The 24,756-nt window shown below is 65.3% G+C and carries 26 protein-coding genes; 10 read left to right on the top strand and 16 right to left on the bottom strand.

Annotated features, from left to right (window positions below; genetic code table 11):
- Positions 1–582: a hypothetical protein gene (locus tag GTP41_RS00595; RefSeq protein ID WP_161023612.1), complete on the top strand. Its 582-nt coding sequence runs from the start codon at positions 1–3 to the stop codon at positions 580–582.
- 134 nt (positions 583–716) lie between these two features.
- On the opposite strand, the gene rsmA is transcribed toward GTP41_RS00595, so the two are convergent.
- From rsmA to GTP41_RS00575, 4 genes are read right to left on the bottom strand one after another with little or no spacing between them, the layout of a single operon-like run.
- Positions 717–1,487, bottom strand: coding sequence for a 16S rRNA (adenine(1518)-N(6)/adenine(1519)-N(6))-dimethyltransferase RsmA (rsmA, locus tag GTP41_RS00590; RefSeq protein ID WP_161023611.1), 771 nt, complete (start codon positions 1,485–1,487; stop codon positions 717–719).
- A gap of 12 nt (positions 1,488–1,499) precedes the next feature.
- The gene (gene pdxA / locus GTP41_RS00585) at positions 1,500–2,555 is read right to left on the bottom strand and encodes a 4-hydroxythreonine-4-phosphate dehydrogenase PdxA (RefSeq protein ID WP_161023610.1); all 1,056 of its coding nucleotides are present in this window, start codon (positions 2,553–2,555) and stop codon (positions 1,500–1,502) included.
- 16 nt (positions 2,556–2,571) lie between these two features.
- Positions 2,572–3,948 (bottom strand): peptidylprolyl isomerase, encoded by a 1,377-nt coding sequence (locus tag GTP41_RS00580; RefSeq protein ID WP_161023609.1) that lies wholly within the window; start codon positions 3,946–3,948, stop codon positions 2,572–2,574.
- Positions 3,949–3,989: 41 nt separating this feature from the next.
- Positions 3,990–6,224 carry an LPS-assembly protein LptD gene (locus tag GTP41_RS00575; RefSeq protein WP_161023608.1) on the bottom strand — a complete coding sequence of 745 codons (2,235 nt, stop codon included), beginning with the start codon at positions 6,222–6,224 and terminating at the stop codon, positions 3,990–3,992.
- 98 nt (positions 6,225–6,322) lie between these two features.
- On the opposite strand from GTP41_RS00575, the gene GTP41_RS00570 reads away from it, so the two are divergent.
- Genes GTP41_RS00570 through GTP41_RS00550 form a run of 5 tightly spaced genes read left to right on the top strand, consistent with a single transcriptional unit; the run spans position 6,323 to position 11,431 of the window.
- Positions 6,323–7,375: an aminoglycoside phosphotransferase family protein gene (locus GTP41_RS00570; RefSeq protein ID WP_161023607.1), complete on the top strand. Its 1,053-nt coding sequence runs from the start codon at positions 6,323–6,325 to the stop codon at positions 7,373–7,375.
- Positions 7,376–7,385: 10 nt separating this feature from the next.
- Entirely contained in the window at positions 7,386–8,081 is a 696-nt protein-coding gene (gene murU / locus GTP41_RS00565; RefSeq protein WP_161023606.1) for an N-acetylmuramate alpha-1-phosphate uridylyltransferase MurU, read from the top strand.
- Positions 8,078–9,391 (top strand): Xaa-Pro aminopeptidase, encoded by a 1,314-nt coding sequence (gene pepP / locus GTP41_RS00560; protein ID WP_161023605.1) that lies wholly within the window; start codon positions 8,078–8,080, stop codon positions 9,389–9,391. Before murU ends, pepP begins: the two co-directional genes overlap by 4 nt.
- Positions 9,388–10,530 (top strand): UbiH/UbiF/VisC/COQ6 family ubiquinone biosynthesis hydroxylase, encoded by a 1,143-nt coding sequence (locus GTP41_RS00555; RefSeq protein WP_161023604.1) that lies wholly within the window; start codon positions 9,388–9,390, stop codon positions 10,528–10,530. Before pepP ends, GTP41_RS00555 begins: the two co-directional genes overlap by 4 nt.
- Before the next feature lie 7 nt (positions 10,531–10,537).
- Complete coding sequence (locus tag GTP41_RS00550) at positions 10,538–11,431, top strand: TIGR02285 family protein (RefSeq protein ID WP_161023603.1); 894 nt, start codon at positions 10,538–10,540, stop codon at positions 11,429–11,431.
- 13 nt (positions 11,432–11,444) lie between these two features.
- Here GTP41_RS00550 and GTP41_RS00545 read toward each other — a convergent pair whose 3' ends face one another.
- Genes GTP41_RS00545 through GTP41_RS00535 form a run of 3 tightly spaced genes read right to left on the bottom strand, consistent with a single transcriptional unit; the run spans position 11,445 to position 14,413 of the window.
- On the bottom strand, positions 11,445–12,980 hold the full coding sequence (locus tag GTP41_RS00545; protein ID WP_161023602.1) for an NAD(P)(+) transhydrogenase (Re/Si-specific) subunit beta: 1,536 nt from the start codon (positions 12,978–12,980) through the stop codon (positions 11,445–11,447).
- Complete coding sequence (locus GTP41_RS00540) at positions 12,977–13,291, bottom strand: NAD(P) transhydrogenase subunit alpha part 2 (protein WP_161023601.1); 315 nt, start codon at positions 13,289–13,291, stop codon at positions 12,977–12,979. Before GTP41_RS00540 ends, GTP41_RS00545 begins: the two co-directional genes overlap by 4 nt.
- A gap of 9 nt (positions 13,292–13,300) precedes the next feature.
- The gene (locus GTP41_RS00535; RefSeq protein ID WP_161023600.1) at positions 13,301–14,413 is read right to left on the bottom strand and encodes a Re/Si-specific NAD(P)(+) transhydrogenase subunit alpha; all 1,113 of its coding nucleotides are present in this window, start codon (positions 14,411–14,413) and stop codon (positions 13,301–13,303) included.
- 165 nt (positions 14,414–14,578) lie between these two features.
- Here GTP41_RS00535 and GTP41_RS00530 point away from each other — a divergent pair, with 165 nt between their 5' ends.
- Both GTP41_RS00530 and mnmA read left to right on the top strand, forming a co-directional pair.
- On the top strand, positions 14,579–15,061 hold the full coding sequence (locus GTP41_RS00530) for an NUDIX hydrolase (protein ID WP_161023599.1): 483 nt from the start codon (positions 14,579–14,581) through the stop codon (positions 15,059–15,061).
- Positions 15,062–15,103: 42 nt separating this feature from the next.
- A complete protein-coding gene (gene mnmA / locus GTP41_RS00525) occupies positions 15,104–16,213 on the top strand; it encodes a tRNA 2-thiouridine(34) synthase MnmA (RefSeq protein ID WP_161023598.1) in 1,110 nt (369 codons plus the stop codon).
- Here the strand turns inward: mnmA and GTP41_RS00520 are convergent.
- From GTP41_RS00520 to GTP41_RS00510, 3 genes are all read right to left on the bottom strand, one after another.
- The gene (locus tag GTP41_RS00520) at positions 16,199–16,621 is read right to left on the bottom strand and encodes an ANTAR domain-containing protein (protein ID WP_161023597.1); all 423 of its coding nucleotides are present in this window, start codon (positions 16,619–16,621) and stop codon (positions 16,199–16,201) included. The genes mnmA and GTP41_RS00520 overlap by 15 nt on opposite strands.
- Before the next feature lie 9 nt (positions 16,622–16,630).
- Entirely contained in the window at positions 16,631–17,410 is a 780-nt protein-coding gene (locus GTP41_RS00515) for a 5'-3' exonuclease (protein WP_161023596.1), read from the bottom strand.
- A gap of 144 nt (positions 17,411–17,554) precedes the next feature.
- Complete coding sequence (locus GTP41_RS00510; RefSeq protein WP_161023595.1) at positions 17,555–18,226, bottom strand: glutathione S-transferase family protein; 672 nt, start codon at positions 18,224–18,226, stop codon at positions 17,555–17,557.
- Positions 18,227–18,257: 31 nt separating this feature from the next.
- On the opposite strand from GTP41_RS00510, the gene GTP41_RS00505 reads away from it, so the two are divergent.
- Positions 18,258–18,629, top strand: coding sequence for a group III truncated hemoglobin (locus GTP41_RS00505; protein ID WP_161023594.1), 372 nt, complete (start codon positions 18,258–18,260; stop codon positions 18,627–18,629).
- On the opposite strand, the gene GTP41_RS00500 is transcribed toward GTP41_RS00505, so the two are convergent.
- The 6 genes from GTP41_RS00500 to GTP41_RS27260 all read right to left on the bottom strand — a co-directional run bounded on the left by GTP41_RS00500 (position 18,622) and on the right by GTP41_RS27260 (position 24,587).
- The gene (locus GTP41_RS00500) at positions 18,622–19,176 is read right to left on the bottom strand and encodes an EAL domain-containing protein (protein WP_161023593.1); all 555 of its coding nucleotides are present in this window, start codon (positions 19,174–19,176) and stop codon (positions 18,622–18,624) included. The genes GTP41_RS00505 and GTP41_RS00500 overlap by 8 nt on opposite strands.
- Positions 19,166–21,451, bottom strand: coding sequence for a TonB-dependent receptor (locus tag GTP41_RS00495; protein WP_161023592.1), 2,286 nt, complete (start codon positions 21,449–21,451; stop codon positions 19,166–19,168). Before GTP41_RS00495 ends, GTP41_RS00500 begins: the two co-directional genes overlap by 11 nt.
- 71 nt (positions 21,452–21,522) lie before the next feature.
- Positions 21,523–21,861, bottom strand: coding sequence for a DUF2946 family protein (locus tag GTP41_RS00490; RefSeq protein ID WP_161023591.1), 339 nt, complete (start codon positions 21,859–21,861; stop codon positions 21,523–21,525).
- Between the two features lie 72 nt (positions 21,862–21,933).
- On the bottom strand, positions 21,934–22,215 hold the full coding sequence (locus GTP41_RS00485; RefSeq protein WP_161023590.1) for a DUF6587 family protein: 282 nt from the start codon (positions 22,213–22,215) through the stop codon (positions 21,934–21,936).
- A gap of 2 nt (positions 22,216–22,217) precedes the next feature.
- Positions 22,218–24,107: a ferrous iron transporter B gene (gene feoB / locus GTP41_RS00480; RefSeq protein ID WP_161023589.1), complete on the bottom strand. Its 1,890-nt coding sequence runs from the start codon at positions 24,105–24,107 to the stop codon at positions 22,218–22,220.
- Positions 24,108–24,110: 3 nt separating this feature from the next.
- A complete protein-coding gene (locus GTP41_RS27260) occupies positions 24,111–24,587 on the bottom strand; it encodes a FeoA family protein (RefSeq protein ID WP_229502686.1) in 477 nt (158 codons plus the stop codon).
- On the opposite strand from GTP41_RS27260, the gene GTP41_RS00470 reads away from it, so the two are divergent.
- Positions 24,540–24,749: a (2Fe-2S)-binding protein gene (locus GTP41_RS00470; protein ID WP_161023587.1), complete on the top strand. Its 210-nt coding sequence runs from the start codon at positions 24,540–24,542 to the stop codon at positions 24,747–24,749. The genes GTP41_RS27260 and GTP41_RS00470 overlap by 48 nt on opposite strands.
- Positions 24,750–24,756: the final 7 nt, after the last annotated feature.

The following is a 24,756-nucleotide window of genomic DNA, read 5'->3' as shown; positions in this document are numbered from 1 at the left end:
ATGAAAGCAAAACTCTTTGGCGCCGCCCTGCTGGCGGTGGCCCTGGCCGGCTGTGGTGGCAAGGCCAGCTTCACCATCAGCGGCACGGTGTTCGGCCTGACCAGCGACGGCCTGGTGCTGGAAAACAATGGTAGCGATCCGCTGAAGGTGCCGGCCGGCGCCTCCAGCTTCAGCTTCCCGAACAGCATTTCCTACGGCACCATGTACAACGTGAGCGTCAAGTCGTCCCCGGCCTACATGGTGTGCGAAGTCGCCGGCACCAGCGGCCAGGGCTCGGCCGGCCACACCACCAGCATCAACGTGGTGGTCAACTGCGCCCAGAAGACCTTCGCCCTGGGCGGCACCATCACCAACCTGACCGGCGACGGCCTGACCATCATCAATGGCAGCTTCGGCTCCCCGCTCAGCATTACCAAAGGCGCGCCGACCTTCACCTTCGGCAACATTCCGGTCGGCCAGACCTACGGCCTGACCATCAAGGACCAGCCGGCCGGCCAGGTCTGCACCCTGAGCAATGGCACCGGCGTGATGGGCGACTACGAGCGCCGCGACGTGAAGATCGACTGCGTGGCCAAGATATAAAGAAATGGAATGACTGGGATTCCAAAAATAAATTGGAACAATATGCCGCGACGCAGCATACTCAACCCGTCTCCTCCACTTCTTAACAAGAAATGGATTTCACCCGCTCCCTGAGCGGGTTTTTTTTGCCTAATTCACACGGGCAGGTTGGCCAGGGCGACGTAGGCTTCGACCGGGACGGTTTCCGGGCGGTCGCCGGGGTTGATGCCGACGGCTTCCAGCTGCTCGGGGGTGAACATGCCGGCCACGCAGTTGCGGATTACCTTGCGGCGCTGGGAGAAGGCTTTCTGCACCACCGCCTCCAGGCGCGCCGGGTCGCAGGCCAGCGGCTTTTCAATGGGCACCATGCGCACGATGGCGGAATCGACTTTCGGCGGCGGGTCGAACGCTTCCGGCGGGACGATGAACAGCATGTCCATCCGGTAGCGCCACTGCAGCATCACCGACAGGCGGCTGTAGGCCTTGGTGCCGGGTTCGGCCACCATGCGCTCCACCACTTCCTTTTGCAGCATGAAGACCTGGTCTTGCACCAACGGCGCGAATTCGGCCAGGTGGAACAGCAGCGGCGAGGAGATGTTGTACGGCAGGTTGCCGACCACGCGCAGCTTTTGCCCGGGCGGCACCGGGATCGAACCGAAGTCGAACTTGAGGGCGTCGCCGGAGTGGATGGTGAGCTGGTCGCGCGTGAAGCGCTTTTCCAGGCGCGCCACCAGGTCGCGGTCAAGCTCGACCACGTGCATGTGCGGCAGGGATTTCAGCAGCAGATCGGTCATGGCGGCCAGGCCGGGGCCGATTTCCACCATGGTGTCGCCGGGGCGCGGGTCGATGCCGGCGATGATGTTGCCAAGGACGTTGGCGTCGTGCAGGAAATTCTGGCCGAAGCGTTTGCGGGCGATGTGTTTCATGTGTTGTCTTTCTTATGGGCGGCTGGCCTGCACCATCTGCAGGGCGGCTTCCAGGGCGGCCTGCATGCTGGAGCAGTCGGCGCGGCCCAGGCCTTGCGCGGCCAGGTCGAGCGCGGTGCCGTGGTCGACCGAGGTGCGGATCAGCGGCAGGCCGAGGGTGATGTTGACGCCGTGGCCGAAGGTGGCGTATTTCAACACCGGCAGGCCCTGGTCGTGGTACATGGCCAGGACGCAGTCGGCGTCTTGCAGGTATTTGGGCTGGAACAGGGTGTCGGCCGGATACGGGCCGCGGGCGTCGATGCCGCGCTCCCTGGCCGCTGCCAGGGCGGGGCTGATGGTGTCGATTTCTTCGCGGCCCAGGTAGCCGTTTTCGCCGGCGTGCGGGTTGAGGCCGGCCACCAGGATGCGCGGGGCGGCGAGGCCGAACTTGCGGCGCAGGTCGGCCTCCAGGATGTTCAGGGTTTGCGCCAGGCTGTCCAGCGTCAACGCCGCGCTGACGTCTTTGAGCGGCAGGTGGGTCGTGGCCAGGGCGACCCGTAGTTGCGGCGGCACGGCGGCGCTGGCGGCGGCAGGCCAGGGGCTGTGGGGCTGGCCGGCGAGCATCATGACGACGCGCGCGGTGCCGGTCTGCTCGGCGAAGTATTCGGTGTGGCCGGTGAAGGCGACGCCGGCGTCGTTGATGGTGGACTTCTGCACCGGCGCGGTGGCGACGGCATCGAACCAGCCGGCTTGCACGCCTTCGATGGCGGCGTCCAGCGTGGCCAGCACGTAGCGGCCGTTTTCCTTGTCCAGCACGCCCGGCTGCACGTGGGCGCCGAGCGGGATGTCGAGCGCGCACAGGCGGTCGGCGCCGAAGTGCGGCAGGCCGGCATTGCGCGCCGCCATGGTGCTGACGGCGCTGATGCGGATTGCGGGATCGATCTCGGCGGCGGTCATGGCCAGGAAGGCGGCGTCGCCCACCAGCACCGCGTTGACCCGCTGCCGCATGGCCCATGCCGCGCGGATGGCGATTTCCGGCCCGATGCCGGCCGGTTCGCCGGTGGTGATGGCGACGCGCGGTCGGCTCATGCTCTCTCCTCCTGCTTTATTTCAGCGATTCGTCGCGGAACTCGACGTAGGCGCGGTCGCGCACCTGGCGCTGCCAGTCCTCGATCGCTTCCACCAGCTTGCGCTCGCGCAGGGCGTTGCGGGCGGCGGCGCGCTGCTTCTCTTTCGAGACGTCGTCGGCTTTGCGCTCGAGTACTTCGATCAGGTGATAGCCGAAGGCGGTTTCCACCGGCTCCGACACCTGGCCCACTTTCAAGCTATCGACCGCGCGCTCGAACTCGGGCAGCGAGTCGCCCGGCGCCAGCCAGCCCAGGTCGCCGCCCTTGGCGGCGGAGTCCTGCGAGTGCACGCGCGCCAGCTCGTCGAACTTGGCGGCCTTGTTGTCGATGCGCTGCTTCAGCTCCAGCAGCTTGCGCTTGACTTCCGCGGCGTTCTGGGTCGGCGAAACCTTGAGCAGGATGTGGCGCACGTGGGTCTGCTGCACGGTTTCCGCCGCCTGCGCTTCGGCCAGGCTGCGCTTGTCGACCAGCTTCAGGATGTGGAAGCCGGCCGCGCTCTTGATGATCGGGGTCACCTGGCCCGGCTTCAGCTTGCCCAGCGCCTCGGCGAACAGCGGCGGCAGCGCGCTGCTCGGGCGCCAGCCCACGGCGCCGCCCTGCAGCGCGTCGGAGGCGTCGGAATAGGTGGCCGCCATCTTGGCGAAGTCGGCGCCGGTGCGCAGCTGGCGCGCCACTTCCTCGGCGCGTTTCTGGCGCTGGGCAATCACTTCCGGCGTGGCGTTTTCCGGGATGCGCACCATCAGCTGCGAGATGTTCAGCTCGAACTGGTCGGCCGCCGCCGCCTTCTCGGTGGCGATGAAGCTGTCCACTTCCGCTTCCGAGATATTGATCTTGTTGTCCACCTCGTACTCGCGCAGGCGCTGCATCACGATTTCCTCGCGGATCTCCTCGCGGAAGGCGGCAAAGGTGGTGCCTTCTTTTTCCATCTGGTTGCGCATCTGTTGCACCGTCATCTTCTGCTGCTCGGCGATGCGGCCAATGGCGCGGTCCAGCATGGTGTCGTCCACCCGCACGCCCATCTCCTTGGCCAGCTGCAGCTGGGCGCGTTCGATGATCATGCGCTCCAGGATCTGGCGGCGCAGGTCGGCGGCATCGGGCAGCGCCATTTTCTGCTGCTGCATGCGCGCCACGATGGTGCCCACGCGTTCGTTCAGTTCGCGCTGGGTGATCACTTCATCGTTGACGATAACGGCGATGGCGTCGATCGGCTTGTTGGCCGACTGGCCCGGCGGCGTGAAGCCCTTGGACGCCGGTGCCGCAGGCGCGGCGGGTGCGGCCGGCTTGGCGTTTTGCGCCAGGGCCGGGACGGCGAGGGAAGCACACAGCAGGGCAGCAGCTAATTTGATCGGGTGCATAATCTGAAACGCTCTTGTATCAGTGTTGGAAAAGTGGAGGCTTAACGAATGCCTTCATTCACGCGACGATAGCCGGGGATGCTGTTCTTCAGCACCTCCAGCGGGTTGCCGATACCGAATTTGGACAGGCCGTTCAGCTCCAGCTGGAAGAAGAACTGGGTCGAGGTCTTGTTGGCGGTGGTGACGAAGCGCTGCGCGCCGGTACGGAATACCCAGCAATCGCAGTTGTACTCGACCCCCACCACGCTCTCCAGCACCTTGTGGTCGCGCAGCGAATAGGAGACGCGGCCCACACCATACCACTTGGCCGAAATCGGCCACTGGGTCGACAGGTCGGCATTCTTGAAGCTGTCGCGCACATAGCGGTAGCCGGCGTTGATCACCTTATACGCGCCCGGCGTGTACTGCAAGGTCATATTCGAGGTGGTGACCTTGCTGGTGCTCGGGTTGTACTGCACCGCGCTGTCCACGCCCCAGGATTCGGAGATGCGCCCGGTGGCGGCCAGCAGCATGTCGGAACGGCTGCTGTTGACCGGCGTGCTCTTGTCGATCTGCACGCGCTGGTCGGAGAAATAGAAGCGCTGGCCAAACGCCAGGCGCAGGCGCTCGGCGCCGCTGCTTTCCAGGAAGCGCGACACCACGGCCGCCGTCACCTGGTTGGCGTCGCCGATGCGGTCGGAGCCGACAAAGCGGTTCTCGCGGAAGATCTGGGCGAAGTTGAAGGTCGACACCGCCGTGTCGAAGTTCGGGAACTGGTCCTGCTCGCGGTACGGCGTGTAGACGTAGAACAGGCGCGGCTCCAGGGTCTGGGTCAGGGTGCGGCCGCCGAGCTTGGCGTCGCGCTCGAACACCAGGCCCGAATCGAGCGAGAAGGTGGGCACCGCGCGGTCCAGCGAGCGCGCCGCGTCCTTGCCGTGCGCGTCGAGCTGGTAGGCGCTGGCGTTGAGCATCAGCTTGGGCGTCACGAAGTAGGACGGGCCGATAATCGGGTAGCTCACCTGCGGCACCGCCACCAGGCGATTCCCTTTCGGCAGGTCCGGGTGCCAGAAACGCGTCAGCTCGGAATCGAACTGCCAGTCGAAGCCGCCCACGTCGTAGCGCGCCGCGTGCAGGTTGATGGCCGGCAGGCGGTCGTACGGGCGGGTGACGAACAAGTCCTGGTCGCGCACCGAATCCGGGTCCTGCAGCACGTGGTACTTTTGCGCGCGCACCGTCATGGCCCAGTACTCGCCGCGGTAGTCGGTGCGCAGCTCCTTCAGCAGCTGGCGCTCGGAGGAGGACGACACCGTCTTCGAGAAGTCGTTCGGGTAGTTGTCGTCCGACGCCGCGCGCAGGTTCCAGCCGTAGGTCCAGTCCTTGGCCAGCGCCTGGGTGTGCACCGAATGCAGCTGCCAGCGGTCGCGCTTGGCCGCCTTGTCGTTCGGCAGGTACTCGACGAAGGTGCGGCCCTCGTAGTAGTTGCCGGCGTCGGTCTCGCCGATATAGCGGCCCACGGCGCCCATCTGCAGGCCGCGGCGCGAAATATAGCGCGGGTACAGCGTCAGGTCGCGGTTGGGCGCGATATTGAAGTAGTACGGCACCAGCAGTTCCGGGCCGCTCTTGGTCGAATAGGCCGGCGTTGGCGGCAGCCAGCCGGAGCGGCGCGCGCCCGACAGCGAGAACGACAGGGCCGGCGTGCCGAGGAAGGGCACGTCCTTGAAATACACGATGGTGGCGCCGGCGGTGCCGACGTCGCGCCCCTGGTCCAGGTTCAGCGAGCGCGCCTTCAGGTACCAGTCCGGATTCGGGCCGGGGCAGGTGCTGTAGGTGCCGTCCACCACCTGCGCCTCGTCCTCGCTCAGGAAGTTGATGCGCTGCGCCTTGCCCTGGGCGTTGTTCATTTCCAGCTGATAGGTCGGCTGCAGCATGTAGCCGCGCCCCGTTTCCATATTCAGCTTCACTTCATCGGCGGTGTAGTAATCGCCGAAGCGCCACATGCGCACATTGCCCTTGGCCTCCAGCTCCTGCTCCACCTGCTGGAAGGCGGCGCCGTCGGCGGTCACGCGCAGCTTGTCGCGCACCACCTCGACGTCGCGCTGCAGGCGCAGCTCGCGTTCCGGGCGGCCGGCGATGTCCTCGGCGCGCACCGTGGTGACGGCGTTTTTATCTTCCACGCGCGGCGCGCGCTTGGCGGCGGGCGCCTGGGCATGGGCCGGCAACGCCGCGACGGCGGCGGCAATGGCGGTCAAGGCGAACGCCCAGCGTTTCGGGTTGGGTGGAGCCAGGAACCGGGTCATGGAAGGTACGCGTGAAACACCATAAAGGCGATTTTTTAATGTGAATCCCTTATTATATGGGAATCTTTACCTTCAACCGGATTCCGCAGGCTGTTTCAATGTCTTTATTGTCTAATTTATCATCCCAAGCCGCCGATCCACGCCTCGCCGAGCTCAAAGAATGGCTGCAGGGCCTCAACCTGGTCGACGTCGCATCGGCGCGCCCGGCTTCCGAGGACGCCAGCTTCCGCCGTTATTTCCGCGTCGACGTGCTGCCGGAGCAGCGCGCCGCCCACGGCGCCACCCTGGTCGTCATGGACGCCCCGCCGGAACGTGAAAACGTGCCGGCCTTCGTGAAAGTGCAAGGCCTGCTGGCCGACGCCGGCGTCTCGGTGCCGGCCATCGTGGCGGAAAACAGCGCGCGCGGCTTCCTGCTGCTGTCCGACCTGGGCACCGTGACCTACCTGCAGGCGCTGAACCCCGATTCGGCCGCCACCCTGTACGCCGAGGCCCTGTCGGCCCTGGTCAAAGTCCAGCAGGCGAGCCAGCCCGGCGTGCTGCCGGAATTCGACCGCGCCTTCATGCTGCGCGAGCTGAATATCTTCCCCGAGTGGTACATCGGCAAGCACCTCGGTGTGACCCTGGGCGAGGCGCAGCAGAAAGAGCTGGACAAGGTGTTCGAGGCGATCCTGGCCAACTGCCTGGCCCAGCCCCAGGTCTATATGCACCGCGACTTCCACTCGCGCAACCTGATGTGGATGGACGCCGACAATCCCGGCATCCTCGACTTCCAGGACGCGGTGTACGGCCCGATCACCTACGACGCCGCCTCCCTGCTGCGCGACGCCTACGTGGCGTGGGACGAGGAGCTGGTGCTGGACTGGGTGATCCGCTACTGGCAGCACGCGCGCAGCGCCGGCCTGCCGGTGAAGAAGGACTTCGACGATTTCTACAAGGACTTCGAATACATGGCGCTGCAGCGCCACCTGAAGATCCTGGGCATCTTCTGCCGCCTCAATTACCGCGACGGCAAAGCGCTCTACCTGGGCGACCTGCCGACCGTGATGGACTACGTGCGCAAGACCGCCAACCGCTACCGCGACCTCAAGCCGCTGATCAAGCTGCTCGACGCGCTGGAAGGCAGCGCGCCGCAAGTCGGCTACACCTTCTAAGGGACTGCGCATGAAAGCCATGATTCTCGCCGCCGGCCGCGGCGAACGTATGCGCCCGCTGACCGACACCTGCCCCAAGCCGCTGCTGAAAGTGCGCGGCCGGCCGCTGATCGTGTGGCACATCCTGAACCTGGTGCGCGCCGGGATCACCGAGATCGTCATCAACCACGCCCACCTCGGCCACATGATCGAGGCGGCGCTGGGCGACGGCGCGCAGTTCGGCGCCAGGATCCAGTACTCGCCGGAAGCGGAGGCGCTGGAAACGGCGGGCGGCATCGCCAACGCCCTGCACCTGCTGGGCGACCAACCGTTCCTGGTGCTGTCGGGCGATATCTTCTGCCCGCACTTCGATTTTTCGGAAGCGCTGGAGGTGCTGAAGGACCACGACCACCGCGGCGAGCCCTACCCCGCCGCAGTGCGCGACATCGCCTGGGTGTGGCTGACGCCCAACCCATGGCATAACCCGGACGGCGACTTCGCGCTCAACCTGTACACGATTTCCGGCCAGGGCTCGCCCAAGTGGAACTTCGCCAACATCGGCGTGTACCGGCGCGAAATGTTCGACGGCATTGCGCCGGGCCAGAAGGCCGGCCTGGGCAAGCTGCTGTTCCAGTTCGCCGACCAGGGCCGCATCGGCGGCGAGATCTACCAGGATGAGTGGGTCAACGTCGGCACCGTGCAGCAGCTGGAAGAGCTGAACAAATGAAACCGTACAGCGACCGCCGCGCGCGCCTGCTGGCCCAGATGGAGCCGGGCAGCGTGGCGGTCATCGGCACCGCGCCCGAAGTCGCGCGCAATGCCGACAGCGAATACCCCTACCGCCACGACAGCTCCTTTTACTACCTGACCGGTTTCAGCGAGCCGGAAGCGCTGCTGCTGCTGGTGGCGCCGCGCGGCAGCGCCGCCGCGCAATCAATCCTGTTCTGCCGCGAGAAGCACCCGGAATCCGAGATCTGGGACGGCTACCGCTACGGCCCCGCGGCCGCGCGCGACGCCTTTGGCTTCGACTTCGCCTTCCCTATCGGCGCGCTGGACGAACACATGCTGCGCCAGCTGTCCAACGCCAGCGCCCTGTACGGCGCCCTGGGCCGCAGCGCGGACGCCAGCGCGCAGCAGCAGCGCTGGCTGGAAGGCGTGCGCAAGCTGGCGCGCAGCGGCATCAGCGCGCCGCCGGTGCTGCGCGACCTGGCGCCCCTGGTCGATGAAATGCGCCTGTTCAAGGACGATCACGAAAGCGCCATCATGCTGCGCGCCGGCGAGATCTCCGCCGGCGCCCACGCGCGCGCCATGCGCTTCGCCCAGCCCGGCATCCACGAGTACCAGCTGGAGGCGGAGCTGCTGCACGAATTTCGCCGCCACGGCGCCCAGTTCCCGGCCTACACCCCGATCGTCGCCTCCGGCCACAACGCCTGCGTGCTGCACTATAAGGCCAACAACCGGCGCATCGAAGACGGCGACCTGGTGCTGATCGACGCCGGCTGCGAGCTTGACGGCTACGCGGCCGACATCACCCGCACCTTCCCCGCCAACGGCCGCTTCAGCAAGCCGCAGCGCGAACTGTACGAACTGGTGCTGGCCGCCCAGCAAGCCGCCTTCGACGCCATCGCCCCCGGCCGCAAATACCACGACGCGCACGACGCCGCCGTGCGCGTGCTGGCGCAGGGCATGCTGGACTTCGGCCTGCTGCAGGGCAGCCTGGACGAAGTGCTGGCCGAGAAAAAATACACCCAGTTCTACATGCACGGCACCGGCCACTGGATCGGCATGGACGTGCACGACGTCGGCCTGTACCGCGACCTGGCGCGCGAGGACAAGCCATCGCGCCTGCTGCAGCCGGGCATGGCCATGACGGTGGAACCGGGCATCTACGTGCGCCCCGCCGCCGGCGTGCCGCAGCAATACTGGAACATCGGCATCCGCATCGAGGACGACGTGATCGTGCGCGCAGGCGGCTACCAGCTGCTGACGGGCGGCGCGCCCAAAACAGCGGCCGAGATAGAAGCGTTAATGAAATGATTGATTACGATATCGCCATCTGCGGCGCCGGCCCGGCCGGCATGGCACTGGCCGCACTGCTGGTCAAGCGCGGCGCCGACCCGGCGCGCCTGGTGCTGGTCGACGCCAAGCCGCTCGCACAAGCCATGCAAGACCCGCGCACCCTGGCCCTGTCCTACGGCAGCCGCCAGATCCTGGAGCAGATCGGCGCCTGGCCGATCCACGCCACCGCCATCCACGAAATCCACGTCTCGCGCCGTGGCCAGTTCGGCCGCAGCATGATCACGCGCGACGAACACAAGGTGCCCGCGCTCGGCTACGTCACCCGCTACGGCGCCATCGTCGAAGCCCTGGGCCGCAGCTGCCAAGCGCTCGGCATTCCCGCCCTGCGCCCGGCGCGCGTCGCCGGCAGCGACGAGGCGGGCGACAGCGTCACCCTGCACCTGGAACAGGAAGGCCAGCCCGCGCGCGCGCTGCGCGCCGCCGTCGTGGTGCAAGCCGAGGGCGGCCTGTTCGGCGAGCAAGCCGCCAAAGCCCGGCAGCGCGACTACCAGCAAACCGCCATCATCGCCCAGGTCAACACCAGCGCCCCGGTGGCGCACCGCGCCTACGAACGCTTCACCAGCGAAGGCCCGCTGGCCCTGCTGCCGCAGGACGACGGCTACTCCCTGGTCTGGTGCGCCCGCCCCGCCAGCGCGCAAGAGCTGCTGGCACTGGACGACGAGGCCTTCCTGGCGCGCCTGGGCGCCACCTTTGGCGAGCGCCTGGGCCGCTTCACGCATGCCACGCGCCGCCTCGCCTTCCCGCTCGGCCTGAACGCCGGCGCCGTCGGCACTGCGCGCACGGTCGCCATCGGCAACGCCGCGCAAACCCTGCACCCGGTCGCCGGCCAGGGCCTGAATCTCGGCCTGCGCGACGCCAGCGAACTGGCGCGCCTGCTGGCGCGCTATCCCGGCGCCGGGCCCGACGCTTTGGCGCAGTACGCCGCCCAGCGCCGGCAAGACCGCCGCCTGACTGTGCGCCTGACCGACACCATGGCGCGCGTCTTCGCCAACGAATCCGCCCTGCAGCCCCTGCTCGGCCTGGGCCTGGCCGCCATCGACATCGCCGCCCCCGCCCGCACCGTGCTGGCGGAGTTGATGATGTACGGCCGCCGCTGAGCGGAAAATGCACACCACGGGCCAGCACGCCATGAGAACAATCGCCTTCGCCGCCCTGCTGCTCGCCGGCCCATCGCAGGCACAGGAGCAGATGACGTGGCTGATGTCCGACTTCCCGCCCGTCACCATCCCGGTGAACGGCGCCCCGACCACTGGCATCGCCGACCAGATCGTGCGCTACCTGGCCGCACACTGGGGCCACGATGACCACAGCTATGTGTACGCCAATTCGAAGCGCACCTGGGTCATGCTGGAGCAAGGCGCCAAAGCCTGCTTCGTTGCGGCCCTGCGTACGCCCGAGCGCGAGCGCAGCGCGTATTTCAGCAACACCAGCCTGGTGCCGCCGCCGGTGCTGGTGGCGCGCGCGGATTCGCTGGCGGGCCTGCCGCTGAATGCCGCCGGCGAGGTGGAGCTGGCGCAACTGCTCGCCATGCGCAAGTACCGCGGCGCCATTGTCGAGAACCGCAGTTATGGCAAGCAGGTCGATGCGGTCCTGGCGCAGCACGCAAGCACGGCCAATATCGAAAGGACGTCGATTGGCGACTATGGCCGCAAAGTGCTGATGATGGTGGCGCGCAACCGTGCCGACTACACCTTCGACTACGATTTTGCGCTGGCGTACGCGCAGTCGGTGCAAGCGGAGCTGGCGCCACTGCGCACAGTCGCCATTGCCCGCAACACGCAAGCCGTCGTGGCAGGCGTGGCTTGCCCGCGCACGCCATGGGGGCAGGCAATGATCAGGAAAATTGACCGCATCCTCGGCACGCCGCAGGGGGCCGAAATACTGATGCGGGCACAGGATACCTGGCTGACGGAAGCAGGCAAGCAGCGCTACCGCAGCCAGATGCTGGAATTCCAGCGCCAGCGGTCGAAACCGACCGCCGACGCGGACTACCGCTAAAGGCCCGTCAGGGCTACTCGACCGCCTTCACCATGTCTTCCAGGACTTTCTTGGCATCGCCGAACACCATCATGGTCTTGTCCATGTAGAACAGCTCGTTGTCCAGGCCGGCGTAGCCGGAGGCCATCGAGCGTTTGTTGACGATGATGGTTTTCGCCTTGTAGGCTTCCAGGATCGGCATGCCGGCGATCGGCGATTTGGGGTCTTTTGCCGCCGGGTTCACCACGTCGTTCGCGCCCAGCACCAGCACCACGTCGGCTTGCGCGAATTCGCTGTTGATGTCCTCCATCTCGAACACCTGGTCATATGGCACTTCGGCTTCCGCCAGCAGCACGTTCATATGGCCCGGCATGCGGCCGGCCACCGGGTGGATCGCGTACTTCACCGTCACGCCCTGGTGCGTCAGTTTTTCAACCAGCTCCTTGAGCGCGTGCTGGGCGCGCGCCACCGCCAGGCCGTAGCCGGGAACGATGATCACGGTTTCGGCATTCTGCATCAGGAACACGGCGTCGTCGGAGGAGCCCGACTTCACATTGCGCTGCTGCTGGTCGCCGCCGCCCGCCGCCGCCGCCGCATCGCCGCCAAAGCCGCCCAGGATCACGTTGAAGAAGGAGCGGTTCATCGCCTTGCACATGATGTAGGACAGGATCGCGCCCGAGGAACCCACCAGCGAACCGGCAATGATCAGCATCGAGTTATTCAGCGAGAAGCCGATACCCGCCGCCGCCCAGCCGGAGTAGGAGTTCAGCATCGACACCACCACCGGCATATCGGCGCCGCCGATCGGGATGATGATCAGCACGCCCAGCACAAAGGCAATCGCGGTCATCAGCAGGAACGGGGTCCAGGCCGGCGCGACGCCGTCCTTCAGCACGAACACCAGGCCCAGGCCGACCATGACCAGCGCCAGCAGCAGGTTCAGCATGTGCTGGCCGCTGAACACCACCGGCGCGCCCTGGAACAGGCGGAACTTGTACTTGCCCGCCAGCTTGCCGAAGGCGATTACCGAACCGCTGAAGGTGATGGCGCCGACAAAGGTGCCGATGAACAGTTCAATGCGGTTACCCAGCGGCAGTGCTTCGCCGCGCGCCGCGATGCCGAAGGCCGACGGCTCGGCGACTGCGGCAATGGCGATGCACACCGCCGCCATGCCGATCAGCGAGTGCATCGCCGCCACCAGTTCCGGCATCTTGGTCATCTCGACGCGCTTGGCGAGGAAGGCGCCGATGCTGCCGCCCACGAGCACGCCCAGCGCCACCAGGCCCAGCCCCAGGCCGCCCGAGCCAAGCTTGGGCGCCACCGCGTTCATGCCCTGGGCGCGCGCCAGTTCGACCGCCATTTCGGCCATCTGGTTGGCCTGCGACAGGTCGGCCTTGATGCGCAGGATCAGGGCGAAGGTGGTCACGAAGGCGATCGCCATCCCCAGCTTGCCGAAGGCGTTGCCGCGGCGCGCCGTGGCCGGCGAGGACAGACCTTTCAGCGCCTGGATAAAGCAGACCGACGCGATCAGGTACATCATCGTGACAAGGTTCATGGTGACGAAACTCATGCCTTGCCTCCTTCCGACGTTTTCTTTTCCTTCTTCTTGAACATCTCAAGCATGCGCTGCGTGACCATGAAGCCGCCGACCACGTTGACGGCGGCCAGCGCCACCGCGACCGTGCCCATGATTTGCCCGACCAGCCCCTCGGTCAGCGCGGCCGCCAGCATGGCGCCCACGATGATGATGGCCGATACCGCATTGGTTACCGCCATCAGCGGCGTATGCAGCGCCGGGGTGACGTTCCAGACCACGTGGTAGCCCACATACACGGCCAGCACAAAGATGATCAGGTTGATGATGGTGTTGCTGACTTCCATTCCGATCTCCTATTTCCGCAACGTCTCGCCGCCATGGCAGACCAGCGTTGCTTTGATGATTTCATCCTCGCGGTCGATAACCAGTTGATCTTCCTTGTCGAAGACCAGCTTGAGGAAGTCGAGCACATTGCGCGCATACAGGGCCGAGGCGTCCGCCGCCACGTGGCAGGCCAGGTTCGGCTCGCCGACGATGTGCACGCCGTGCTTGATGACCGTCTTGCCCAGTTCGGACAAGGGGCAATTGCCGCCCTGCTCCACCGCCAGGTCGACGATGACGGAGCCGGGCTTCATGGCCTTGACGGTTTCTTCGGAGATCAGCACCGGCGCCGGGCGGCCCGGGATCAGTGCCGTGGTGATGATGATGTCGGCCTGTTTGGCGCGTTCATGCACCAGTGCCGCCTGGCGTTGCATCCAGGCGGCCGGCATCGGGCGCGCATAGCCGCCGACGCCCTTGGCGATCTCGCGCTCTTCATCGGTCTCATACGGCACATCGATGAATTTGGCGCCGAGCGACTCCACCTGTTCTTTCACGGGCGGACGCACGTCGGACGCTTCGATCACGGCACCCAGGCGCTTGGCGGTTGCAATCGCTTGCAGGCCGGCCACGCCGACGCCCATGATCAGCACACGGGCAGCTTTCACGGTGCCGGCCGCCGTCATCAGCATGGGCATGAAACGCTGGTAGGTATTGGCGCCAACCATCACGGCCTTGTAGCCCGCGATATTGGCCTGGGAGGACAGCACGTCCATCGACTGCGCGCGCGTGATACGCGGCACAGCTTCCAATGCAAACGCGGACAGGCCGGAAGCCGCCATGGCCGCAATGTTTTCCCCGTCAAATGGATTCAGCATGCCGATGACAACGGCGCCAGCTTTCATCTGGGCGCGTTCGTCGGCATTCGGGGCCCGGACCTTCAATACCATGTCCGCGCCCAGCGCCTCCGCAGCGGTGCCAATGGTGGCGCCGGCGGCGGCATATGCTTCGTCTGTCACCGAGGCCTGGATGCCGGCTCCCGCCTGCACAATCACCTGGTGTTTGACCGCTAGTTTCTTGACCGTTTCGGGCGTTGCTGCCACCCTGGTCTCCCCCGGCCTAGACTCGGCCGGTACGCCAATCTTCATAATGCCTCCAATAGTGGGAAAAACTGACTAAAATCTAACATGAAATGTTGATAAGCCAATGTTCCCCGCCAACAAATGTTGCGCCGCACAAGAAAAGTCATGCGGCCGTCACAACGGAAGGACAAGATCAGGCTACAATGTCGGGTCTCCAAAGGATGGACCAACATGCCGCGTACCTGGAAGCCGAATGTCACAGTCGCCGCCGTTATCGAGCGCGATGGGAAGTTTCTTCTGATCGAAGAAGAGACCAGTGACGGTATTCGCCTGAACCAGCCGGCCGGCCACCTGGACCCGCTCGAGTCGCTGGAGCAGGCCGTGATCCGCGAAACGCTGGAAGAAACGGCCTACGATTTCACCCCGACCGCCTTGGTGGGCATGTATATGAGCCGCTATCGCTCGGCGCGCACCAACCAGCTGGTGACGTTCCTGCGTTTTGCCTTTTGCGGCGAGGTGGGCGATTTCTACCCGGAGCGCCCGCTGGACGACGGCATCCTGCGCACCCATTGGATGACGCGCGATGAAATCGCGGCCTGCCGCGAACGCCACCGCAGCCCCCTGCTGCTGACCTGCGTGGACGAATATTTGGCGGGCAAGCGCGCGCCGCTGGAAATCCTGCACACCCACGTGTCGGTATTCGAAGAAGTCTGAGTACTTCTTCTATTTTGGATAATTTGCAACACCCCACGCATCATGACTAAGAAAAAAGTGGTCATCGGCATGTCCGGTGGCGTCGACTCTTCCGTATCCGCCTGGTTACTGAAAGAACAGGGCTATGAGGTTATCGGCCTGTTCATGAAGAACTGGGAGGACGACGACGATTCCGAATTCTGCTCCAGCCGCCAGGACTGGATCGACGCGGCCAGCGTGGCCGACGTGGTGGGCGTGGATATCGAAGCGGTCAACTTCGCGGCCGAATACAAGGACCGCGTGTTCGCCGAGTTCCTGCGCGAATACCAGGCCGGCCGCACGCCGAACCCGGACGTGCTGTGCAACGCCGAGATCAAATTCAAGGCTTTCCTCGACCACGCCATGCTGCTGGGCGCGGACCTGATCGCCACCGGCCACTATGCGCGCGTGCGCCACAATACCGTGCACGGCCGCCATGAGCTGCTGAAGGCGGTCGACCACACCAAGGACCAGAGCTACTTCCTGCACCGCCTGAACCAGGCGCAGTTGTCGAAGACCCTGTTCCCGTTGGGCGAAATCCCGAAAACCGAAGTGCGCAAGATCGCGGAAAAGCTGCAGCTGCCGAATGCGGCCAAGAAGGACTCGACCGGCATCTGCTTCATCGGCGAGCGCCCGTTCCGCGAATTCCTGAACCGCTACCTGTCGTACCAGGCCGGCCCGATCAAGACGCCGGACGGCAAGGTGGTGGGCGAGCACGTGGGCCTGTCCTTCTACACCCTGGGCCAGCGCAAGGGCATCGGCATTGGCGGCGTCAAGACTTACCAGAAGTCGGACGGCTCGTCCGACGCCTGGTATGTGGCGCGCAAGGACGTGGCGAACAACACCCTGTGGGTGGTGCAGGGCCACGACCATCCGTGGCTGCTGTCGCAAGCGCTGCAGGCCGGCCAGGCCAGCTGGGTCGCCGGCGTGGCGCCGGAAGCGGGCCGCATCAGCGCCAAGACGCGCTACCGCCAGGCCGACGTGCCGTGCGACGTAGCTGCCAGCGGCGACAGCGAGTTTGCGTTGAAATTCATGGATGCCCAGTGGGCGGTCACCCCAGGCCAGTCGGCCGTGCTGTACGACGGCGACGTCTGCCTGGGCGGCGGCATTATCAACGGCTCAGACTTCGTCTGACCCTTCGGCCGGGGCGGCGCCTGCTTGCGCCGCCTGTTGGCGCTTCACCGTGGCGATCACGGTATTACGGATCGTCTTCAGCACCGTGCCCGCATTGAAGGGCTTCACGATATAACCGTTCAGGCCCATCGAATGCCCCTTCTGGATGGTGGCCTGGTCGAATTCCGACGACACCATGAAGATCATGGCTTTCGGCCACTCGCGGCGCATGGCCAGCATGGCCGGCTCGTCCGCCTCGATGCAGTCGCGCGCGACGCAGATGATCTGGGGAGTGTGCTTGATCAGCAGGACGTTGCCAGCCAGGCAAGTGTGCGCCTGGCCGACCACGTCATAACCGCCGTCCAGCAGGACGGTGTTGAGCAGGCCGCGCGCAATGGCGCTACTATCGATAATTACCGCTTTTAACATCAGCTTTTCTTAACGGTGGTCCCAGGCCAGCATGTTCCAGCTCACGCCGATCTTTACATCCGTTTTTAGTTGTACCAATTGACGAGAAAGATACAACATCTCGCGCTCTTTTCGTAGGCTTTCGCCCACTTTGTCCTTCAGGATACCCGCGCCGGCCATGATTGCGTCCAGAGTGCCGTAAGTTCGCAACAGTTTGGCGGCGGTTTTTACCCCCACGTTCGAGACGCCGGGGATGGAGTCGGTTTCGTCGCCCATCAGCGCCAGCAGGTCGGGCAGCATGCCGGGCGTGACGCCCCACTTCTTCTCCACCCAGTCGCGGTCGTGCCATTCGGACTTGAAATGGTCCCAGATGCGGGCGCCCTCGGCGATCAGGCAGTGCAAGTCCTTGTCGGTGCTGGCCACCACCGCCTCGCCCCGGCCTTCCGTCAGCCAGCGCGTGACGACGGTGCCGATCACATCATCGGCCTCCACGTCGGGGATGGCGATCGGGCACATGCCGAGCCTGGTCAGCTGCATATAGAACTCGGGCAGCGCCTCGCGCAGCACCTCCGGCATCGGCTGCCGGCCCGCGCGGTAACCCTGGTACAGGGTGTGGCGCCAGGTGCTGCCGCCGTAGTCGAAAGCGGGCAGGATGTGGGTCGGCTCATGGCCGTTCACCAGGCGCTGGAAAGCGCTGAACGCATGGCGCATGGCGATCTCGGCTTTGAGGTCGGAATCCGGCTCCGGACTCGCCTCATACACACGCCGCACAATATTTAAACCGTCAATGGCCAGTAGTCTACCTGTCATGGACGGTATTTTACCGTACAGCTATTTGCTCTCCGTCTTTATCTGCTCCTCGTCCTCGGGATTTGGCAGCACAGCAATCTCAACTTCTGTCGCCCGCCCCGAAGTCAAGCAAGCTTGTCCGGTGGTGGCGCAGGGTGTTTTGACTTAGCGCAGCAGCTCGTAGGGGCCGCCGCGTTCGAGGGCGCGTTGGTAGGCGGGGCGGGCGTGGATGCGTTGCAGGAAGGCTTGCAGGCGCGGGTGGGCGGCGCCCAGGCCGCCACGTGCGGCGGCGGCTTCCAGCGGGAAGCTGATCTGGATGTCGGCGGCGCTGAATTCGCTGCCGGCGAACCAGTCGCGCTGCGCCAGTTCGGCTTCGAGGAAGGCCAGGTGGCGGTCGATGTTGGGCTGGACGAAGCTCGACATCACCTTCTGCGCAATGGCGCGCTTGATCGGCTTGACGAAGAACGGCGCGGGCGAGGATTCGACCTTGTCGAACACGAGCTTCATCAGCAGCGGCGACATCAGCGAGCCTTCGGCGTAATGCATGAAGTAGCGCCAGCGCAGCTTGTCGGGCGTGCCGGCCGGCGGCACCAGGCGGTCGTTGCCGTGTTTCTCCACCAGGTATTCGATGATGGCGCCCGACTCGGCGACGATATTGCCTTCATGTTCGATCACGGGCGATTTGCCGAGCGGATGCACCTTGAGCAGCTCCGGCGGCGCCAGCATGGTTTTCGGGTCGCGCTGGTAGTGCTTGATCTCGTAAGCCAGCCCCAGCTCTTCCAGCAGCCATAGCACGCGCTGCGAACGGGAGTTGTTGAGGTGGTGGACGATGATCATGGGTGCGCTCGCGAAAGGATAAAATGGAGCCATGACTTTACCACTGACCCAGGAATCCATCACGACGCTCGTGTACGAGTTCTATGACGGCGTGCGCGCCGACCCGGAACTGGGGCCGGTGTTCAATGCCGCCATCGACGATTGGAAGCCGCACCTGGCGCGCATGGTGGAGTTCTGGAGCACCACCATGCTGAAGACCCAAAGCTTCCAGGGCAATGTGTATGGCAAGCATATGGCGCTGCCGGGCGTGCAGCCGCAGCACTTCCAGCGCTGGCTGGCGCTATTCCAGGCGACCGTCGAGCGTCTGTTCGAGCCGGCCGTGGCGGAAGAGTTCCGCCTCGTGGCCAGCCGCATTGCGCAAAGCCTGCAATACGGTTTTTTCGGCCAGGTGCATTTCAGCTGAAGGCGTCGGCGGCGCTCATCACCGCGTAGCTGGCTTGCCAGCGCCGCAGCGCAGCCGGCAGCACATGGACTGGTTGCGGCGTGGCGATGAACTCCCCTGCCGCTTGCGCGCAACCGGCGCCGCGCACGCGCAGCCAGTCGAGCAGGTCGGCCACTTCGCAGCAGGCCCCGTCCACGCTGCCCCGCAGCACCAGGCGCGCTGGCGCCAGGCCGGCCTGGGCCAGCAAGCCGGCCACCAAGCCACGCGTGCCTGGCGCCTCCAGCCTCGCCTGCGGCACGGGCAGCGCCAGCACAATATTCAGCTCGAAGCCTTCCGCGCTCCACATGCGCAGCGCAGCCAGCGCATCGCACACCATGTGCAGCACGAACAGCTCCTGCATGGTCGCAGTGGGGAAGGCGCGGGCGATGGCGCCGGGCGCGGCCAGCCGGCCATCCTGCCGGCGCCAGCGCACTTCGGCCTGCACGCTGGCAATGCTGCCGTCGTGCGCCGCCACGTGCGGGTGGCACCATAGTTCGAACTCGCCGAGTTCGAGTGCGTTACCAATCAAATTTCACCTCCACTGAGTAAGAGCGCTGTGGGTATGGATGGAAGTTCCAGTACTTGTAGTTGTTGGCATTGTCGATGCCGAAGGCGGCACTCCAGCGCTTGTCGATGCGGTAGCGCAAGCGCGCATCGACCGTGAAGTATTTGCTCGCACCCTGGTAGGCAAAGCCGTTGATGTCGGTGTTGTCCAGCGTGGAGTACTGCTTGCCGCTGTAACGCGCCGCCAGGGTGGCCGTGAGCTTGTCGTTCACGCGGTAGGTCGCCACGGCGCTGGCGCGCCACTCGGGGATGCGCGGCTGCCATTTACCCACGCTGGCGGGGAAGTTGGCGTTGCGCTTGACCTTGGAATCGGTCCAGGTCAGGCTGGCCTGCAGGTCGAGGCCTTCCACCAAAACATTCTCGTCGGACCAGGCGCTTTCCAGGCCCTGGGTGCGGATCAGATCCACGTTCTGCACATTGGTCACGTTCGGCGTGACCAGCACATTGGTTTGCGAATACAGCGCGTCGCGGTTGCGCTCGAAGAAGGCGGTCAGGCGCAGCGCGGAGCTGCCCGCCAGGCGTTCGGCGCTCAGCTCCGTGGTCCACGAGCGTTCGGCTTTCAGGTTCGGGTCGTTGTTGACCAGGGTGCCGGCGTTGTTGATGCCGCCCTGGTACAGCTCGGATACGGTGGGCATGCGCACGGCGCGGCCGGCCGAGGCCTTGATCGTCCAGTCATCGCTGGCCTGGTAGGCCAGCGCCGCCTTGGGCGAAACGTAGTTGTCGCTGCGCCGGGCGTGCTGCACGACCTTGCTGGCGTTGGCGGTTTCGCCATCGCGCCCTTGCCAGTGTTCGAAACGCGCGCCGAGCACGGCCTTCCAGTCCGGCGCCAGGCGCCAGGTGTCCTGCACATACAGGCTGTCGATGCTGGTGCGGCCGGCGAAGGACTGGTTGCGCGCACCGGGCGCGCCGTTCAGCCAGTCGCTGGTGAGGCGCTCGATGGTGGACAGCTTGTACGCCGCGCGCTGGTAGCCGAAATCGACGATGTGCGCGCCGCGCATGCCATCCGGGCGCCAGACGCCCTTGAGCGACAGGGTGTTCCAGCCGGTGCCGCTTTGGTCGACGATGCGGCCGGCGCCGCCATTGGCCGCTGCCGGGCGCGCGACGGTCGGTGCGCGCAGGATGTCGCGACTGTAGTCGTACAGGCTGGCCGCCACTTCCCAGTCGAACACGCCCTTGGTGTTGCTCTTCACGGTCAAGCCGTGCATCAGGTGGCGCAGCTCCTCCTGCGAGGAATTGAAGTCCGATGCGGCCAGCGTAAAGCCGCGGCCATTGATCGTGACCGGGCCGCTGTAGACCTGCTGGCCGGCGGCGTCGCGCAGGTAGCTGTTGGGCGCGCCGCTGGAATCGTTCTGCCACCATCCCAGCGAGTAGCTGGCGCGCACCGTCGGCGAAAAGTCGTAAGCGACTTTGAGCTTGGCGTGGTCCTGCACCGTTTGGTACTGCGTGGCCGTGCCGAGGATGTAGATATCGCGCTTGGTGCGGTCCTTGTCGGCCACGGCGCCGCTGACCGGCACGCCGGCGGCGGCAGTGCCGGCCGCGATGGCGCGCGTGGTGTAGGTTTGCGGCTGGCCGTCGCTGTCGGTGCGGTTCACGCTCAGGAACCAGGACCAGGCGCCATGCCGGCTGCCCAGCGACATGCTGGCTTGCTTGGCGCCGAAGCTGTCGCTGGTGTTGTACAGGTCGAAAGGCTGGTGGACATAGGCCACGCGGGCGTGGGCTTCGAACTGCTTGGGCATGCGGGTCTGGTAATCGACCACCGCGCCCACCGAGTTGCCGCCGTAGGCTGCCGAGAAAGGGCCGTACAGCACGTCCACCCGCTCGATTTCCTCCGGCGCCACCATGCCCCAGCGCGGCGCGAAGGTGGCGCCGTTGCCAAGGTAGTTCGAGAGCAGCACGCCGTCCGCATACACCGCCGAGCGCGCGCTGTTGCCGGTGCCCGAGGCGCGGGTGGAGAGCACGGCGTGGTTGTAGTCGCCGATGTAACGCTTGCGCACCAGCAGGCTTGGCAGGTACTTCAACGCGTCTTCGGCATCACAGGCGTTGATCTGGTTTTCGATCTGCAGGCGGGTGATGCCCTCGATGGTGGTCGGGATCTGGGTCGGCAGCGAGGTCGGGTTGCTGCCGGCGATGACCACCGTGCCCACCAGCTTGAGCGGCGATTCGGTTTCGTGGTCGGCCAGGGCGGGCGCGGAAAAGACGGCCAGCAGCGCGGCGGCTACGGGGATGAGACGGGTGTTCATGATGCTTCCTTTCTTCCAGGACGCGTGCAATGCAAGGCAAATCAAAGCAATGGATGGGTGGCGCGGGGAAGTCAGGCGAAAGGCGGGGCACGCGGGGGCGGCGCGAGCTGGCCATGGTGCGAGGCCGGCGCCGTGGCCCGCAGCTCGGGCACGGCGCGCTGCGGCAGCAGCAGGACCAGCGCCTGGGCGGCCGGCAGCGGCGGCGCGGCGGGAAGGTCGGCCTGCACGGTGCAGTAGCCGCATTTCTGGGCCAGGTGGTGGGCTTTGGGCTGGGCGTGGCAGTGCGCGGCAGTGGCCTCACCGCAGGCGGCCGACAATACCGTGGAAATGGTCGGCGCGGACACCGCCATCAGCATCGCAAACAAGGCGATCCTGACGATACTGGCGATTTGTCTGCTGCTCCAGGCCACGATGGCTCCCACAATGCAACTTTCGATAAGTCACATTGTAGATACACCTTTTAGGTGCCGACATGCCCTAGATCAAGTTTTGGAGATATGCAGTTTGATGACGCGACGCGCCGGGCCGCCGTCGCCGGAGGGCGGCGCTGGCGGCGCCGAAGAATCGCCGCAGCTGCCGCAGGAGCCGCAGCCGCTGCCGCAGCTCGCTTCCGTCTTGAAGAAGCGCGCCAGCTTGTCTTGCGGCAGGCCGCGGCGCGCCAGGGCAAACACCATGCGCTCGCGCACGGAGGATGGCAGGTATTTCCTCGCCGCGTGCAGCGCGGCGGCTGCCACGACAAACCCGACGATGATTTCCTGCCACATGATCAGGCTCCCAGCGCCAGTGCGGTGCGGTAGGTGATGAAGGTTGCGACATAGGCCAGCGCGAACATATAGCCGGCCATGATCAGCGGGTACTTCATCGAATTGGTTTCGCGGCGCACCACGGACAGGGTGGACAGGCACTGCGGCGCGAACACGTACCAGGCCAGCAGCGCCAGCGCGGTCGGCATGCCCCAGCCGGAGGCGATCACCGGCGCCAGCGAGGTCGCCAGCTCGTCGCCGGTCTGCGACAGCGCGTACACGGTACCCAGCGCGCCCACCGCCACTTCACGCGCGGCCATGCCCGGCACCAGCGCAATGCAGATCTGCCAGTTGAAGCCGATCGGCGCGAAGATGAATTCCAGCGCACGGCCCAGCATGCCGGCCACGCTGTAGTAGATGGCGGGCTGGGTCGCGCCTTCCGGTGCGCCCGGGAAGCTGGACAGGGCCCACAGCAGCACCATCAAGGTCAGGATGGTGGTACCGACGCGCATCAGGAAGATCTTGGCGCGTTCGTACAGGCCAATCGCCAGGTTGCGCATATGCGGCCAGTGGTAGGCGGGCAGTTCCAGCATCAGCGGACGATTGCGCTTGGTGCCCATGAAACGCTTCATGACCCAGGCCACCGCCATGGCGGAAATGATGCCGGCGAAGTACAGGCAGAACAGCACCAGGCCTTGCAGGTTGAACACGCCCCAGACTTCGCGGTCCGGGATGAAGGCGGCGATCACCAGCGCGTAGATCGGCAGGCGCGCCGAGCAAGTCATCAGCGGCGCGATCATGATGGTCACGATGCGGTCGCGCGGGTTCTGGATGGTGCGCGCCGCCATCACGCCCGGAATGGCGCAAGCGAACGACGACAGCAGCGGGATGAAGGCGCGGCCGGACAGGCCGACGCCGCCCATCAGGCGGTCCAGCAGGAAGGCGGCACGCGGCAGGTAGCCGCAGTCTTCCAGCACCAAAATGAAGAAGAACAGGATCAGGATCTGCGGCAGGAACACCAGCACGGCGCCCACGCCGCCCAGCACACCGTCCACCAGCAGGGAACGCAGCACGCCGTCGGCCATATGCTCTTTCAGCATGGCGCCCAGGCCTTCCACGCCGCCGCTGATCATGTCCATCGGCGTTTCGGCCCAGCTGAACACGGCCTGGAATACGCAGAACATCAGCAGCGCCAGGATGACCGGGCCGATCACCGGGTGCAGCACGAAATGGTCGATCTTCTCGGAGCGGTTGCCGCGGTCGTCGGCATCCTTCACGGCCAGCGCCAGGATGCGGCGCACTTCGCGCTGGGTCTCTTCCACCGACACGGCGTCGATCGCCGACAGCGGGTTGGCCTGGCTCTGGTGCACCGGCCACATGGCGTCCAGCGCGTCGACCAGGGCTTTTTCGCCGCCGGTCTTGACGGCCACGGTTTCCACCACCGGCATGCCCAGTTCCTGCGACAGGCGGGCGGTGTCGATCACGATGCCGCGCTTTTGCGCCACATCGACCATATTCAGGCACAGCACCATCGGCAGGCCCAGGCGCTTGATCTCCAGCACCAGGCGCAGGTTCAGGCGCAGGTTGGTGGCGTCCACCACGCAGGCCACCACGTCCGGCGAACGCTCGCCGGCGCGCAGGCCGGCCACCACGTCGCGCGTGATTTCCTCGTCAGGGGTGTGGGCCGACAGGCTGTAGGCGCCCGGCAGGTCCAGCAGGCGGAAGCTGTTGCCCGCCGTCGAGGTAAACAAGCCTTCCTTGCGCTCGATGGTCACGCCGGCATAGTTGGCGACTTTCTGGCGCGCGCCGGTCAGGCGGTTGAACAAAGCGGTCTTGCCGCAATTCGGGTTGCCCAACAGGGCGACCATTGGCTGCTGCGCGACAACTGGCGCGGCCTTTTCTACTGCACCCATTATTTATTCCGGTTGAATCGAGATCAGCGCAGCCTCAAAGCGGCGCAATGCAAAGGTGGCGTTGCCGACTTTGATGGCGAGCGGTTCGCCGCCAGGCAAGCCGCGTTTCAACATGCGGATGCGCTCACCGGGCACGAAACCCAGCTCCATCAAGCGACGGGCCAGGTCGGCGCCGTCTTCGGTATCTTGGGGATTTCCCGGAGCAATATGGACCACGGTTCCGCTCTGCCCCACCGACAGGGAATCAAGCTTAATCAAGGTAGGAGCAAGGGTCATGGCGAACTTTCCAGGGCGTAACAACCGCCTCATTATAAATGAGAATTGTTTTCGAATACGGCTTGCATTGTATTCCGGTTCGGGTAGAATGGGAACCGTAATGATAATGATTCTCAATAACGGAATCGCAATCTTAGCCAGAAGGTAATTTCGAAAATGATCGTTTGTGTCTGCAACAACATCTCTGATCGTGAAATCCGTCAAGCCATAGATATGGGTATCAGCTCCATGGACGAGTTGCGCGAAGCGCTCGGCGTGGCCACCTGCTGCGGCAATTGCCTCAGCTACGCAGTGGAAGTGCTGGATGAACATCTGGGCAGCGGACTGCAGGAGACTGTGCTCAAGCGCCCATCACTGACCGTGTAAGGAGCGC

Source organism: Pseudoduganella guangdongensis (genome assembly GCF_009857475.1).
GTDB classification, from domain to species: domain Bacteria; phylum Pseudomonadota; class Gammaproteobacteria; order Burkholderiales; family Burkholderiaceae_D; genus Rugamonas; species Rugamonas guangdongensis.
The sequence above is the reverse complement of the archived record's forward strand: the minus strand, read 5'-3'. Positions and strand labels throughout refer to the sequence as shown.